The 15,630-nt window shown below is 61.8% G+C and carries 8 protein-coding genes; 6 read left to right on the top strand and 2 right to left on the bottom strand.

Annotated features, from left to right (window positions below; all coding sequences use genetic code 11):
- Positions 1–353 precede the first annotated feature (353 nt).
- Complete coding sequence (locus ACWNZ1_RS25795; RefSeq protein ID WP_280944233.1) at positions 354–680, top strand: DUF6124 family protein; 327 nt, start codon at positions 354–356, stop codon at positions 678–680.
- Positions 681–787: 107 nt separating this feature from the next.
- Here ACWNZ1_RS25795 and pvdP read toward each other — a convergent pair whose 3' ends face one another.
- On the bottom strand, positions 788–2,410 hold the full coding sequence (gene pvdP, locus ACWNZ1_RS25800) for a pyoverdine maturation tyrosinase PvdP (RefSeq protein WP_456027957.1): 1,623 nt from the start codon (positions 2,408–2,410) through the stop codon (positions 788–790).
- 382 nt (positions 2,411–2,792) lie between these two features.
- Between pvdP and pvdM the strand changes: the two genes are divergently transcribed.
- The 5 genes from pvdM (at position 2,793) to ACWNZ1_RS25825 (ending at position 12,412) form a co-directional block, all read left to right on the top strand.
- Entirely contained in the window at positions 2,793–4,163 is a 1,371-nt protein-coding gene (gene pvdM, locus ACWNZ1_RS25805) for a pyoverdine-tailoring dipeptidase-like protein PvdM (protein ID WP_256453485.1), read from the top strand.
- Positions 4,160–5,440 carry a pyoverdine-tailoring periplasmic protein PvdN gene (gene pvdN / locus ACWNZ1_RS25810; protein ID WP_256453486.1) on the top strand — a complete coding sequence of 427 codons (1,281 nt, stop codon included), beginning with the start codon at positions 4,160–4,162 and terminating at the stop codon, positions 5,438–5,440. Before pvdM ends, pvdN begins: the two co-directional genes overlap by 4 nt.
- 24 nt (positions 5,441–5,464) lie before the next feature.
- Positions 5,465–6,340 (top strand): dihydropyoverdine dehydrogenase, encoded by an 876-nt coding sequence (gene pvdO / locus ACWNZ1_RS25815; RefSeq protein WP_135846349.1) that lies wholly within the window; start codon positions 5,465–5,467, stop codon positions 6,338–6,340.
- Positions 6,341–6,579: 239 nt separating this feature from the next.
- Positions 6,580–8,238 (top strand): cyclic peptide export ABC transporter, encoded by a 1,659-nt coding sequence (locus ACWNZ1_RS25820; RefSeq protein ID WP_456027958.1) that lies wholly within the window; start codon positions 6,580–6,582, stop codon positions 8,236–8,238.
- Positions 8,239–8,275: 37 nt separating this feature from the next.
- Entirely contained in the window at positions 8,276–12,412 is a 4,137-nt protein-coding gene (locus tag ACWNZ1_RS25825) for an amino acid adenylation domain-containing protein (protein ID WP_456027959.1), read from the top strand.
- A gap of 411 nt (positions 12,413–12,823) precedes the next feature.
- Here the strand turns inward: ACWNZ1_RS25825 and ACWNZ1_RS25830 are convergent, their stop codons facing one another.
- Positions 12,824–15,295 carry a TonB-dependent siderophore receptor gene (locus ACWNZ1_RS25830; protein WP_456027960.1) on the bottom strand — a complete coding sequence of 824 codons (2,472 nt, stop codon included), beginning with the start codon at positions 15,293–15,295 and terminating at the stop codon, positions 12,824–12,826.
- Between the last annotated feature and the right edge of the window lie 335 nt (positions 15,296–15,630).

The following is a 15,630-nucleotide window of genomic DNA, read 5'->3' on the forward strand; positions in this document are numbered from 1 at the left end:
TCGGCTTTGATTCTGTTTATCCGGTCATGTAGGACTCTCGAGCGAGGCTACGTTGCCTTGCGCCGTTACCTACAACTGCGCCAGAATCCGCCGGCTTGTGCGCCTGGCACCCCGTCGATAACTTGTTCCCCGTCACTGCTCATCAGTGATCGGGTCTGCAAGCCCGACGAATACCAGGCGCATAGCCGAAGCCAATCGACACGTTCGTGTTCGTTTCATGGCGGCTGTGTGCGGGAGACCTTCGGGTCTGCCGGGTTCCTGGTTTCCCGGTCTTGCAGACCCGCGCATAGCTGCCACCCCATCATCTGCAAGTGATGTCTGGCAGCGCCCTTTGAATAATCAGGAGCTGCACCATGTTCAAGATCACTCCAAATCCCCCCGAAGACGATTCAAAAAAACTCAACGAAGCCGCCGACCGTGCCCTCGCCTTTTACCTCGACCCCAAATCTGAAAACCCCATTCCACCGCCGGGCCAGTTGTTCACCGTGGCGGAAGGTGCGGACCTGGAATGCCTGCTGGCCAACCTCAGCGAAACCCTGGCTTCGGTCAATGTCATGGCCAACGAACTGGCATTTGATTTGGAAGGCACGCGACGAAGTTTTGCCCTGGGGATCCAACAGATGGTCGAGCTGAGTGAGTTGCTGGCGAACCGCGCCCTGGACATCGCCGCGCCGCGATAAAACCTTCACAACAAATCTCAAGCCAAGTGAAACCTGTGGCGAGGGAGCTTGCTCCCTCGCCACAGATAAATCCCTCGCCACAAGAGTGTGCATCCAGCCGGATAGAGTTAAACCGGCTTGGATTTGAGATTGCGCGCATACCAAGGTCGTTGCGGCACGCGGCGGAACAGTTCGGAGAGCTTTTTGTCGTCGCTGCCGAAGGTGATGCGCAACGCCAGTTTCATGGTTTCCGGATCCATTTCCACCGAGCGTCCGACCTGCAGCCCCGGCGTGGTGCTGCAGCCGTGGGTGTCCGGGCCCAGCCAGGGGTCGGCGATTTCCACCCAGCGGCCCGGGGCGAACCAGGGTACACCGTTGACCTTTAGCCGGCTCACTTCGCCCGGGTGGAAGCGTTCGTGAGCGCGGTACCAGTCTTCGAGGCGGTCGTCGATCCAGCCGTGGAAGGCCCAGAACACCGGGCTCACGTGGGAGGAAAACGGATCGCCGAGGAAGTCGTTTTCCGGGGCATACCAGCGTGCGGCGAAATCGTCCGGGTCGCGGGCGAACGGCACCGGGTAACCGTTGGATGGATCGCGCGGCACCGAGGCCCAGCGCATGTGCAGCCAGTCGTGCAGGCCCAGTTCCACTTCCGAGCCGAACTGGCCCAGGGTCAATTTCGCCAGGTAGCGCGGGTCGCGGTAGCGCGATTCCCAGACCTGGAAATTGCTGTGGTAGGTCTCGGCGGTCTTGATGTCGCTGACCCACTGAGCGTATTGCTCGTCGCCATCGGCCAGCCAGGTGGGCGGCAAGGCGGTGCCGTCGTGGTTGTCGAAATAGCGGGCGAACCCCTGGCGATCACGCTCCAGCTCCGGTTGCGGCAACGGAAAGCGCGGCCATGATGGCAGCGGCTGGAACGAACGCGCGGTGCCAAGCATGTGCCGGTGCATGAAAAAGAAGTCGATGCCCGAGCCGTTGCGATCCTTGCGCGGGCCGCGGGCGTCGCGTTCCTGATCCCGTGGGCCGGGCTGCCAACCGATGCCGCGCAGGGCGTTGCGTTTGTCCTCGTCCAGGGTGTGCCATTTGTCCCGCGAGGCATGCCAGAGCTGGTGGAACAACCGATGCTCGGGCGACACCAGCCAGGCCAGCAACGCCGGGCTCAGGGGCGTGCGTTCCCGGGCTTCGGGAAACGGTTGCTTGCGGGCGATGAATTGGTTGTCGAGTTCCGACAGGGCCAACGGACGGTCCAGCCGCGACACACGGCCGCTGAGGGTCGCGCTGCCGGCATTGCCGAAACCGGCCCAGACTTCGTCCAGGGTCATGGTGAACTCATAGTCCGGCGCGCCACCCGAGGCCTGGGCGCCGATCAAGCGCCAGCTCAGTTGCTTCGGGTCGGTGCCGGCCAAATCCCCCAACACCCGATAACGGGGTTCATCCCCGGCACGCAGGCGTTCGGCGGTGTCGAGGTAACCCACTAGGCCACGGCCCTTGTGGCCGATATCGAGGAGCACTTGCAGATCGTCCTGGGGCAAGCCGTCGAGGCCGGCATCACGCCCGGTGAAACGGATGCTCCAGATTCCCCGCAGCGTATCGGCCCGGCGCTGGCCCGCCACGTCGGCCACATCGAACGAGGCCTCGCCGGGGGTGATGGTGGGGTCCGGCCGGGTCAGTTCGCGATGCCCGTAATACACCGCAGGCACGGCGGCACCGGTCAGCGCCAGGCCTGCCATGAACCATCGTCGAGAAATCGTCATTGCCTTACCTGTGTTCGGCCCTGGAGCGGGCTTTATCCAAGCTAGAACGAGGGGTGGGGGGACAAATTTAAAGGCTCGGCATACACAGCTTGATCTGGGGACATCCGCAAGAGGGCGGTTGGCTTTAAGGTCGCCTTCGCGAGCAAGCCCGCTCCCACATTGGAACTGGGTACATTCGGTAGAGACTGGTTAGCTGAAAGGTCGCCTCGCGAACAAGCTTTGCTCCCACAGGGAATTTGCAACACGCCCACCTGTGGGAGCAAAGCTTGCTCGCGATGGCGGCCTTGAGAACGCCTAAATTTCCCCGCCGATCACTCGTTCTCCCCAGATAGCAAAGGCCCCTGCGCCTGTCCTTCCAAGGCGAACCTGACTGAGATCGGCAATGACAACACCACGTTCGAAAAAGGCTCTTTTCATCGGTGTGCCCCTGGCCCTGGCGCTGGCCGTGGGTGGCGGCCTGGCGGCCTGGGACCATTGGTGGCGGGACAACCCCGGCTACCCGGTCAAGGTGATGAAAGAGGCCAAGGAGCTGCACGAGCACCTGCTGTCCTTCGACAGCCACATCACCGTGCCGCTGGATTTCGGCACCGCCGGCAATGAAGCCGACAAGGACGGCAGCGGCCAGTTCGACCTGGTGAAAGCCAATCGCGGGCAGCTCTCCGGCGCGGCGCTGACGGTGTTCGGCTGGCCCGAGATCTGGAACGGCCTCAACGCCCCGCACAAGCCCACCGCCGGTTTCGTCGAAGAGGCGCGCAACCAGCAGGAGGTGCGCTACAAGATCATCACCGGCCTGGTCCGGGACTTTCCCAACCAGGTCGCCATCGCCTACACCCCGGATGATTTCCGGCGCCTGCACGGCGAAGGCAAGTTCGCGATTTTCATCAGCATGCTCAACGCCTACCCGCTGGGACACGACCTGAGCCTACTGGACCTGTGGACGGCGCGCGGCATGCGCATGTTCGGCTTCAGCTACATCGGCAACAACGACTGGGCCGACTCCTCGCGCCCGCTGCCGTTCTTCAACGACTCGCCCGACGCCCTCGGCGGCCTGTCGGAAATTGGCAAGCAGGCCGTGACGCGCCTGAACGACCTGGGCGTGATCATCGACGTCTCGCAAATGTCGACCCCGGCCCTGGAGCAAGTCGCGCAACTGAGCCGCACACCGCTGGTGGCTTCCCATTCGGCGCCACGGGCCATGGTGGATATCCCGCGCAACCTCAGCGACAAGGAAATGCAGCTGATCAAGGCCAGCGGCGGCGTGGTGCAGATCGTTGGTTTCTCCCAGTACCTGCGCCCACTGACGCAAAAGACCCAGGACAAACTCAACGCCCTGCGCGAACGTTTCGACCTGCCGCCGTTGCCGAACCTGGCGATGGCGCTGATGCCCGGCGACCCGATCATTGCCGCCTGGCCGGAACAGAAGTTCGGCCAGTACGCCAGCCAGCTCTACGCCATTCTGGAGGAAGAACCCAAGGCCAGCCTCAAGGACCTGGGCGATGCCATCGATTACACCGTGCGCAAGATCGGCATCGACCACGTCGGCATCAGCTCCGACTTCAACGAAGGCGGCGGCGTCAAAGGCTGGGAGAACGTCGGCGACATTCGCAACGTCACCGCCGAACTGCTGACCCGTGGCTACTCCGAAGCCGACATCGCCAAACTGTGGGGCGGCAATTTCCTGCGGGTATGGGATCAGGTCCAGCAAGCCGCAAAACCCGCATTGGCCTCGAACCAGAAGGCTGTCCAGCCATGAATGAACGCCGTACCTTTCTGAAGCAAGCCGGGATCCTTGTCGCCGGCCTGCCTCTGGCCGCAAGCCTTCCCACCACTGCCAGCGCCGACTCGCTGCCGCCATTGCCCCGCAACAAATGGGCGCAATTGCGCACGCTGTTCGACCAGGACCCCGACTACCTGCACTTCTCCAATTTCCTGGTCACCACCCACCCGCGCCCGGTGCGCGAAGCCATCGAAAAGCACCGCGCGGCCCTGGATCAAAACCCCGGGCTGTTGATGGACTGGGACCTGGGCGTCACCGAGGAACGCGAGGAAAACGTGCGAACCTGGGCCGGGCGTTACCTGCAAGCGAACCCGAAACAGATCGCTCTCACCGGCAGCACCACCGAGGGTCTGGCGATGATCTACGGCGGCGTCCATGTGGCGGCCGATCAGGAAATCCTCACCACCGCCCACGAACATTACGCCACCCACACCATTCTTGAGCTGCGCACCCAACGGGACGGCACCCGGGTGCGCAAGATCAAGCTGTTCGAAAACGCCCACGACGCCAGCCACGAGCAAATCCTCACCGCCATCGAGCGCAACATCCGCCCCGAGACCCGGGTGCTGGGCATGACCTGGGTGCATTCGGGCAGCGGCGTGAAGCTGCCGATCGACAAGATCGGCGCGCTGGTGGACAAGCACAACCTGGGCCGCAGCGAGGAGCAACGGATCATTTACGTGGTGGACGGCGTGCACGGTTTCGGCGTTGAAGACCTGAGCTTCCCGGCGATGAATTGCGACTTCTTCATCGCCGGCACTCACAAATGGATGTTCGGCCCACGGGGCACCGGCCTGGTGTGCAGCCGCAGCGAAGAGGTCAAGTACGTCACACCGATCATTCCGACCTTCTCCGAAGCCACGGCGTTTTCCACCACCATGACGCCCGGCGGTTACCACGCCTTCGAGCATCGCTGGGCGGCGGACGAAGCGTTCAAGCTGCACCTGCAACTGGGCAAGGCCGAGGTGCAGGCGCGCATTCATGCCCTCAACACCCACCTGAAAAAACAGCTGGTGGCACAGCCGCAGATCGAGCTGGTCACGCCCCTGAGCCCGGACCTGTCAGCAGGTTTCACCTTCTTCCGGGTCAAGGGTCGCGACAGCGATGAGATCGCCAGCTACCTGATGAAGAACCGCGTGATCGCCGACGCCGTGCATCGCGACGCTGGGCCGGTGATCCGCACTGCGCCGGGGTTGCTCAACACCGAAGCCGAGATCGACCGCTTCATGGGCTTGCTGAGCAAGACACTCTGAACCTGATTTTATCGAGAGAAATGGATGAACAGTTTTTCCTTGACGCTACTCCCCGCACTGGCCCTCGCCGCCCTGCTGCCCTCCGGCGCCCAGGCCTCGCAACCGGGCCAGGTTTTTCGCGACTGCAAGGACTGCCCGGAAATGGTCGTGCTGCCCACCGGCACCTTCCAGATGGGCACCCCGGAAGACGAAGTGGGCCGCGAGCCCGACGAGGGGCCGATGCACCCGGTGACGTTCGCCAAGCCACTGGCGATCAGCCGCTTCCAAGTCTTGAAGGGCGAATGGTTCGCCTACCTGCACGATACCGGTTACCAGATGCCCGATGGCGACAAGCGCCCCGGCCGCGCCTGTAAGGCCGGCATCCCCGACTATCAGGGCAGCGACCCGCGCAAGCAATACACCGACCGGCACCCGGCGGTGTGCATGGATTTCGCCGAGGCCAACGCTTACGTGGCGTGGTTGTCGAAAAAAACCGGCAAGCACTACCGGTTGGTCAGCGAATCCCTGCGCGAGTACGCGGCGCGCGGCGGCAGCACCGGCCCGTTCCCCTTCCCGTTCGACGAGGGCAAGGAATACAGCATCGCCCAACACGCCAACACCTACGGCGCGGCCGACGGCTACAACTTCACCGCACCGGCCGGCAGCTTCGCGCCCAATGCCTTTGGCGTGTACGACATGCACGGCAACATCTACGAATGGACCGCCGACTGCTACAACGAAAACTACGTGGGCGCCCCCAGCGACGGCAGCGCCTGGCTGACCGGCAAGTGCGAGTTCAAGCGCATCCGCGGCAACGACTGGGGCGAGGCACCGGTGTTCTCCCGCTCCGGCAACCGCAACGCCTTGGTGCCAAGTGATCGCGGCGACTGGATCGGTTTTCGGGTGGCGCGGGATATGTAGGCCGAACACAGCACGGCCCCATGTGGGAGCAAAGCTTGCTCGCGATGCAGACACCTCGATTCCACAGAGAACCGCATCGCCTTCATCGCGGGCAAGCCTTGCTCCCACAGGATAAATTCCCCTCCCCTCCAATCGTTCTAAAGATGGGCACAACCCAATCCAGCGCGCCTGCGCCCTAAAGCCCTCCCGGCAACCACCCGCGATGGCCTTCGACCTTTTCATCAAGCAGGGAAACCTCCATGAGCCAACCAACACGCGGGGTGATCAATGAACTGTTCAGCCTGCTCAAACCCTTCCGGCTGATTGTCGTAGGCTCCATCCTCTTGGGCATGCTGGGCGGCCTGAGCATCACCGCCCTGCTGGCAACCATCAACGACGCCCTGAACGCCGCCACAGCGCCCACACCCCAGGTGCTGGCGACGTTCGCCGGGCTTTGCGCGGCGGCGCTGTTGACCTCGATTCTTTCCGACATCGGCACCAACCATGTCGGGCAGAACATCATCGCCGAGCTGCGTAAATCCCTGGGCAAGAAAGTCTTGCTGGCGCCCATCGAGCAGATCGAACGCTATCGCAGCCATCGGCTCATCCCGGTGTTGACCCACGACGTCAACACCGTCAGCGACTTCGCCTTTTCTTTCGCCCCGCTGGCCATTGCCTTCACGGTCACCCTCGGTTGCCTGGGTTACCTGGCCTACCTGTCACTGCCGATGTTCTTGCTGCTGCTGGTGGCCCTGGTGATCGGCACGGTCGTGCAGTACCTGGCGCGGGCCCATGGCATCAGGGGTTTCGAAGCCGCCCGCGAGGCCGAAGACGCGCTGCAAAAACACTACGGCGCCATCGCCGCCGGGGCCAAGGAACTGCGCATTCATCGCCCACGTCGCCAACGCATGTTCAGACAGCGCATCGAAGCGACCGCCGATTACATCTGCGAAACCAACATCCGTTCGGTCAACACCTTCGTGGTGGCCAAGACCTTCGGCTCGATGCTGTTTTTTGTGGTCATTGGCCTGGTCCTGGCCCTGCAATCGCTGTGGCTGGGCACGGATAAAGCCGTGCTCAGCGGTTTCGTGCTGGTGCTGCTGTACATGAAGGGCCCGCTGGAATACCTGGTGATGACCTTGCCGGTGATCAGCCGGGCACACATTGCCTTCCAGCGCATTGCCGAGCTTGACGAGCAGTTTTCCTCACCGGAGCCGCACCTGCTGCTAGACGACAAGAGCGTTGCCAAGCCGACGCTCCGGCAGCTTGAACTGCGTGATGTGCACTACGCCTTCCCGGTGGTCGAAGGCAGCCAACCCTTCGCCCTGGGACCGGTCAACCTGTCCATCGCCCAAGGTGACATTGTGTTCATCGTCGGCGAGAACGGTGGCGGCAAGACCACGCTGATCAAATTGCTGCTGGGTCTCTACTTCCCCCAGGGCGGCGAAATCCTCCTGGACGGCGCGCCGGTAAGGGCCGCGCAGCGGGACGATTATCGCCAATTGTTCACCACGATTTTTGCCGACTACTACCTGTTCGATGAGCTGGTCCAGGGCGACCAGCAGGTGCCCAAAGACACCAACCGCTACCTGGAGCGTCTGGAAATCGCCCATAAGGTCAGCATTCAGGACGGCGCCTTCAGCACCACCGATCTCTCCACCGGCCAGCGCAAACGCCTGGCGTTGCTCAACGCCTGGATTGAGGAGCGCCCAGTGCTGGTGTTCGACGAATGGGCCGCCGACCAGGATCCGCTGTTCCGCCGCGTGTTCTACACCGAACTGCTGCCGGAACTGAAGGCGCTGGGCAAAACCATCATCGTCATTTCCCACGACGACCGCTATTTCGACATCGCCGATCAACTGGTGCGGATGCAGGCCGGTCAGGTCATCAGTGAAAAAGCTCCGGCGGCGTTTGCCTGAGCCCGTCCGACGCCATGCTGCTTACCGCGAGAACACCATGAACGAACTGCTAGATGATGATCTGCTGACGCTGCTGCTGGAGGATATCGCTCGCGACGGGCAAACCAGATCCAGCAGCAGGCTGGACCGCGCGCCCTTGTCTTTCGCCCAGCAACGCCTGTGGCTGGAGCACCAGCGTGACCCAACCCGCTCGGCCTACAACCTGCCACGCGCCCTGCGCCTGACGGGCGAGCTCAATGCCGACGCCCTGGAACAGGCGCTGAATCGGGTCATCGACCGACACGACATCCTGCGCACCGCGTTCAATGACATCGACGCTGCGCCGGTCCAGGTGGTCGAGCGTCACGCCTGCCTCACCCTGCACCGGGAGGACCTCCGCGCCCTCGACCACCCGACGCGTGCCATGGCGCTCTCACAGCGCATTGAGCTGCACGCCCGGCAACCGTTCGATCTCAGCTGCGCGCCGCTGATGCGGGCAACGCTGCTCAGGCTGGACAGCGATGAACATGTGCTGCTGCTCAACATGCATCACATCGTCTCCGATGCCTGGTCCAACACGATCCTCATGCAGGACATGACCCAGGCCTATGCCCGGGCCTTGCTTGGTGACTCGTCACCGCTGCCGCCGTTGCCCATGCAATACGCCGACTACGCCACCCACCAGCGAGGCGAGTATTTGCAAAGCACGGCCTGCCGGCGCAGCGGCGAATACTGGCGTCACTACCTGGGCCACGACCTGCCCACGTTGGAATTGCCCCTGGACTTCCCCCGCACCGCAAGCCAGCAACACCGGACCGGACGCGTGCACGTGACGCTTGCCCCCGCAGAGACCCAGGCCCTCGACACGTTCTGCCAACGCCAGGGGCTTACGCCTTTCGTGGTGGCGCTGGGAGCCTGGCAACTGCTGCTGGGCCGCTACAGTAACCAGGACGATTTCACCGTCGGCGTGCCCAACGCCAACCGCAACAGCCATGAAAGCCAGGACCTGGTGGGGTTCTTCGTCAGCAGCCAGGTGTATCGAACGCGGATCGACTCAACCCATAGCGCGTTGGATTTTCTGCGCAGTTTGCGCGCCCAGTCCCTCGCCGCCCTGGAACATGCCGACTACCCGCTGGAGCTGATCCTCGATCAACTGCAACGTCCCGGCGCACAGGGCTTGTTCCAGGTCTTGTTCAACTGGCGCACCGGCTCACCGGCCCAGCCGATCTCGCCCAAAGGCGAACTGGCCCTGGAGTTTCTCGATACGGGCGACAGCCAGGCCAAGTTCGACTTGGCGCTGGATGTCGACTATTCACAGCAGCAGATACTGGCGACGTTCGAATACAGCCGTGATCTCTACCGCACTGAAACCATCGAGCGCATGGCCGGCCACTGGCAAAACCTGATGCGGGGCCTGATCGAGACGCCTGAACGCGCCCTCGGCGAACTGCAATTGCTCAGTGCTGATGAACGCCAGCACACCCTGCACGACTGGAACCGCCAGCCGACCCAACTGCCCCGTGAACACTGCTTGCACCAGTTGATCGAAACCCATGCCGCCGCGACCGGTGAGGCCATAGCCCTGACCTTTGAAGGGCAGCACATGAGCTATGCCGAGCTCAACCGCCAGGCCAATCGACTGGCCCATCGGCTGATCGAGCAAGGTGTCGGACCCGACGTGCTGGTCGGCATCGCCGCCGAGCGTACGCCGCAGATGATCATTGGTCTGCTGGCGATTCTCAAGGCCGGTGGCGCCTACGTGCCGCTGGACCCGGCCTACCCCGCCGATCGCCTGGCTTACATGATCGAGGACAGCGGCGTGACGCAGATCCTGACCCAGGCTCATCTGCGTGAATCCCTGGCGTTGCCCGCCGACATCAACTGCCTGTTGCTCGACCCAGCCGAGGCCGATGGCGGCTATCCCGAGCACAACCCGGATGTGCCGATGCACCCGGATAACCTGGCGTATGTGATCTACACCTCAGGCTCGACCGGCCAACCCAAAGGCGCCTTGCTGGCTCACCACAATGTCAGCCGATTGTTCCAGGCCACTGACCGCTGGTTCGGCTTCGATCATCAGGACGTCTGGTGCCTGTTCCATTCCTATGCCTTCGACTTTTCCGTGTGGGAGATTTTTGGCGCGCTGCTGCACGGCGGCCGACTGGTCATCGTGCCCCACGCCGTGAGCCGTTCACCCCAGGATTTCTACGCCCTGGTTTGCCAGGAAAACGTCACGGTGCTCAACCAGACGCCCTCGGCGTTCAAGGCGTTGCTGCAGGTCGCCTGCGCGCCTGACCAACCTCTGGCCCACCGGTTGCGCCAAGTCATTTTTGGCGGCGAAGCGATTGACGTGCAGAGCTTGCGCCCCTGGTTCGAACGCTTCGGCGACCAGTCGCCTCACTTGATCAATATGTATGGCATCACCGAAACGACGGTCCACGTCACCTGGCGGCCGCTGTCGATCGCTGACTTGCACAGCGAGGCCGCGAGCCCTATCGGCCAGCCCATCGTCGACCTGTCCTGGTATTTGCTCGACGCCCACCTGAACCCGGTGCCCAAGGGTTGCATCGGTGAGTTGTATGTCGGCCGAGCCGGTCTGGCCCGTGGTTACCACCAGCGCGCCGACCTGACCGCCAGCCGCTTTATCCCCGACCCGTTCGATCCGCTGCCGGGTGGCCGCCTGTATCGCACCGGCGACCTGGCACGCTACCGCAGCGACGGCAGCATCGAATACATCGGGCGCCTGGATCATCAGGTCAAGATCCGCGGTTTCCGCATCGAACTGGGGGAAATCCAGGCACGTCTGCAAACACTGCCTGCGGTCCAGGATTGCGTCGTGTTGACCCATGAAGGCCCGACCGGCCTGCAACTGGTCGCTTACGTGATTGCCGCGCAAGCGTCCACGGCCGAGTTACGCGAAGGTCTGTTGGCCGCCCTCAAAGCGCAGTTGCCGGACTACATGGTGCCCAGTCACCTGCTGTTCATCGATCACTGGCCGCTCAATGCCAATGGCAAGCTCGACCGCAAGGCCTTGCCGGAACCTGATACCGCTCTCCGGCATGCCGATTACGTGGCGCCGCGTACGCCATTGGAACAGGCGCTGGCGCAGCTCTGGCAACAATCCCTCAGGGTTGAGCGCGTGGGCATCAACGACAGCTTCTTTGAACTGGGCGGGCATTCGATCCTGGCGATCGAGCTAATTGCCAACCTCAAGGCACGCCTGAACATCAGCGTGCGCCTGCAAGCGTTGCTGGCCAATCCGAGCGTCGCGCAGCTGGCGCTGTTCATTGCGCAAAATCATCGGGAGCAGACCCAATGCCTGGTCCCCTTGAACAACGCTCCCGCCAATGCGCCGCAGTTGTTTTGCCTGCACCCCAGCGGGGGCATCGTGTTCTGTTACCAGCCCCTGGCACGCAAACTCAATCACCGGGCGCGCGTCAGCGGCGTCATGCACCGTGGTTTCAGCGAACCCCAGGCGAACCCCGATGCCTGGCGCGAGATGATTGCCGATTACAGCCGGGAAATCGTCACGGCCCAACCTCAAGGCCCGTATTACCTGATGGGCTGGTCGTTGGGCGGGACCATTGCGCTGGACATCGCAGCGACGCTGGAAAGCCAGGGCCACACCGTCAGCTTCCTCGGGCTGGTGGACAGCACGATTCCTGAACACCTGTACCCGGCCACCTTGTCGCGTCATCGGCATTTGCCAGACGATGAACCCGCCGATCCGGCCTCCCAGGATCTGCTTGAGGCCATCGAATATTTCGACCTGCTGTTCCCGACCCTCACCGAACGCACGGCGGCCTACCGACAAGAACACCCCGACAGCACGGTCCAGGCTTTCCATGAATGGGCCACCCGCCAGATCGAGCCGGGGCGCGGCGACTTGCTGTCAATCGTGCAGAGCGTCAAGGATGAAGTCATGAACGCCCAGGCGTTCTCGGTGCATGATCGGTTGCTGGAAGCTTTTGACGGGTTCAGCTTCAAACCGGTACGGGTACGCCCTAGTTGCTGGTGGACCCAGGCGGAAAAAACGCCGGACGAATTGGCGTTCTGCGAGGGCTTGATCAAGGGTTACAGCCTGACCGGGGAGCTGCAATGCTCGGTGCGCTCGCCGTTGCGTCACCGCGGTATGATCTTTGATGATGGGTTGCTTGATTCGCTGGTTGAGGCTTTTCTGGGCAGCACGGCATAGGAGCAATAGCGCCGACAGCCGGTTTTGTGTTCCCCGAACGTTGGTGTGTATATCCGTTTCTTCGGTAACGGCCACTGGCGGTTCCGCTCTTACAGCGGGTCACTTTTGGAAGAGCCGGGAGCCGGACCAGCCAAAAGTAACCAAAAACGCTTTGCCCCACCACTCGGTGCCTCGCCTAGGCTCGGCACCGAGTGGTGGGGCAGAAGCGCTTTGGTTACTTTCGCGCTTTTCGAAAGTGACCCGCTGTAAGAGCGGAACCATAAGTGGCCGTTACCGCAGCAACGGATATGCCCCCAATCCACTCCAATCCAACCCAAAAGAAAACGACGCTTCCCCTACCCGGAAAAAGCGCCGTTTCCTTAAACAAACAACAGTACGCACAAGACAGCGTCTATTTCATTCCCGCGAGAATCAGAACTCCGGAGTGTACTTCACAGAGAACATCAGGTTACGCGGATCACCAAAGTTGTTGTTGCCATTGAGCTGGTTGTAAGCCGACGTTAAGTACGTCTTATCGAACAGGTTATTGGCATTGACCGCCAAGGCGATTTCCGGCGTCAGCTGGTAGCCGACGCGGGCATTCCATACGGTGTAACCCGGGATTTCACGGTCATAGTCATAAACCATCGTGTGGCTTTGGGTGGTGAAGCCCAAGCCGGTGCTGACACGGCTCCAGTCACCGGTGAACTGGTAGTTACCCCACACACGCAGCATGTGTTTCGGCGTCCAGGTACTGTAGATACGACCTTCCTTTTCCGGGTCCTCCAGGTACTTGGTGGTGTTGTAGGTGTAGCCCGCGAACAACTGCAGGTTGTCTATCACTTCACCACTGATTTCGGCATCGAAACCCTGGCTGCGCACTTTCCCCGAGGCTGCCGAGCAGTCCGAGTTAACACACGCCGGGTTAGAGCTGTCGTCGATGGCACGGTTTTCGTGGTCGTAACGGAAGATCGCCAGGGAGGTATTGACCCGACCGTCCATCAACTCACCCTTGAGGCCAACTTCGTAGTTGGTGCCGACGATGGGCTTGAGCACCGTACCGCTGGTATCGTGTTCGGTTTGCGGCTGGAATATGTCGGTGTAGCTGGCGTACACCGCCCACTCACGGCTCAGGTCATAGATGATACCGCCGTAGGGCGTGACCACCCCGGTTTCAGTTGTGATGCTTGGGTCGACGCGTGTGATACCGGTGGACTTTTCGATTTTCGACTTGTAGCTGGAGTCATACCAACTGACCCGGGAACCCAGCACCAGCGTCAGGTCGTCGACCGGCTTGACACGCCAAGTGCCGTACACGCCCTTCTGGCGAATATCGTACTTACTAAGGGTGCCCTGACCGCCCGCAGCGATCAGACTCTCGTAGCTGATGTCTGGACGGTCATTGTTCAGATCGAAGATAGAGTCGCTGGTGCTGTTGAATGTACGGGCGTAGCGATCATCCGTCTCCAACTGAGAGAAGTTGCCGCCCAGCATGACTTCCTGCTCCATCGACAAGGCTTCGAACTTGCCGTTCAGGTTCATGTCGAGACCAGACTTCGTGGACTGGAAATCAGTCAGGAAATCGGCATATTGCACGCCACTGCCATCAGCCAAGAGGCCGCCATTCCTTTGCACTCGCTGGTTTTTCGCCTGGTTGTCCTCTGTCATGTACACGGCCCCCACCTTGAGCGCCCAGTCCTCGTTGAAGCGATGCTCCAGGTCGGTGTAGTAGGTGGTGACATCGATTTCTGAACGGTTCCAGCGCGCACCCGTGTAGGTCGAACGCGACACGTCCGGCATCGAACCGTCAGCGTAACGTGGCAGGCCGCGGATGTTGCCGCGCGATTCACCGTTGGATTGACTGATCGCGAAGCCCAGGGTGGTGTCTTCGCTCAGGTCGACGTCCAACGCACCGTACAGCGAGTGGGTCTTGTTCCACGCATGGTCGACAAACGAGTTGCTCTGGTCTTCGTCGATGACGACGCGGCCGCGGATATTGCCGGCGTCGTTCAGCGGGCCGCCAGCATCCAGTTGCAGGCCGTAGTGATCCCAGGAGCCGGCCTTGCCGGTCAGGGTCACGGTCGGTGCGCTCTGGCCACGCTTGCGCACCAGGTTGACGGCACCACCGGGGCTGCCAGTGCCTTGCAGCAGGCCAGCGGCGCCGCGCATGATTTCCAGGCGGTCGAAGAAGATCAGGTCCTGGGTCGCCCAGTTACCCAGCGAATAGTTGTTACGCAGGATCGGCACGCCGTCGTACTGCCAATCGTCGATCTGGAAACCGCGTGACGACAGGATCATGCCTTGGCCGACGCCCTGCAGGCCGACGATGCCGGTGGTCTGGTTGACGGCGTCCTTGAGGCTGACCAGGTTCTGGTCATCCATCTGCTTGCGCGTCATCACGGTGACCGACTGGGGAATTTCCTTGAGGGTGTGGGTGCCCTTGCCAATGGTCACAGCATTGCTGGTGTATGAGTGGCTGCCCTCGGTCGTCGCGCCCAATTCCTGTGTACTGATGGTGGTCGCGCCCAGCTCGAGGCCTTCAGTGGCGGAACCGCGTACCAGCATCAGGGTGTTGCCCTCGACGCTGTAGCGCACGCCGGTGCCCTTGAGCAATTCGGCGATGGCCGCCTGCGGGGTCATCTTGCCGCTGACGCGATTGCTTTTCAGGCCAGCCATCTCGTCGGCGTTGTAGATCACTTGCTGGTTGGTCTGCTGACCGAACGCTTGCAATGCCTGCGGCAGCGGTTGCGCAGGAATGTTGATACTGACGTCTTGCGCCATCACCTGAGCGCTGAGTGGCAGTACACAAACCAGCCCCAGCCCGGTCAACACCCGACGCGAACGCAGACCGCGGGACATGACGAGTGCCTTGAACAGAGGTTTCAACTCATGAATGGATGACATCGTGCTCTCTATTATTGGTAAAGGTAAAAAGTCCCTGGGGCCGAAGGGCCCGCCGCTCGCCAGCACAAGAGACCCCGCACGGTCGATTGCCTCGGGGCAATGTGTCGGTGCGTGGCCGACCGGCCCCTCCCCGGGCGCGGTCATTCGGCTGGACGACGGCGAAATCTTTACTGAACAAACCCGGTGCCTGGGCGTCCTGCTCGACCCGATTTGTCCACATACCTAAGTAAGACGCAGCACCTGCAAAAAACCGGAATGAGTTTATTTATCATTTACGAAAAATAATAAAAAAAAGGCCGCCGCTGTTTAGGCGGCGGCCTTTTGTTCATGCCATA

This window comes from Pseudomonas sp. CFBP 5748 (assembly GCF_053850495.1).

Coding starts and splice junctions, on each gene's coding strand:
- ACWNZ1_RS25795 (WP_280944233.1), top strand. CDS start 354: ATGTTCAAGATCACTCCAAATCCCCCCGAAGACGATTCAAAAAAACTC.
- pvdP (WP_456027957.1), bottom strand. CDS start 2,410: ATGACGATTTCTCGACGATGGTTCATGGCAGGCCTGGCGCTGACCGGT.
- pvdM (WP_256453485.1), top strand. CDS start 2,793: ATGACAACACCACGTTCGAAAAAGGCTCTTTTCATCGGTGTGCCCCTG.
- pvdN (WP_256453486.1), top strand. CDS start 4,160: ATGAATGAACGCCGTACCTTTCTGAAGCAAGCCGGGATCCTTGTCGCC.
- pvdO (WP_135846349.1), top strand. CDS start 5,465: ATGAACAGTTTTTCCTTGACGCTACTCCCCGCACTGGCCCTCGCCGCC.
- ACWNZ1_RS25820 (WP_456027958.1), top strand. CDS start 6,580: ATGAGCCAACCAACACGCGGGGTGATCAATGAACTGTTCAGCCTGCTC.
- ACWNZ1_RS25825 (WP_456027959.1), top strand. CDS start 8,276: ATGAACGAACTGCTAGATGATGATCTGCTGACGCTGCTGCTGGAGGAT.
- ACWNZ1_RS25830 (WP_456027960.1), bottom strand. CDS start 15,295: ATGTCATCCATTCATGAGTTGAAACCTCTGTTCAAGGCACTCGTCATG.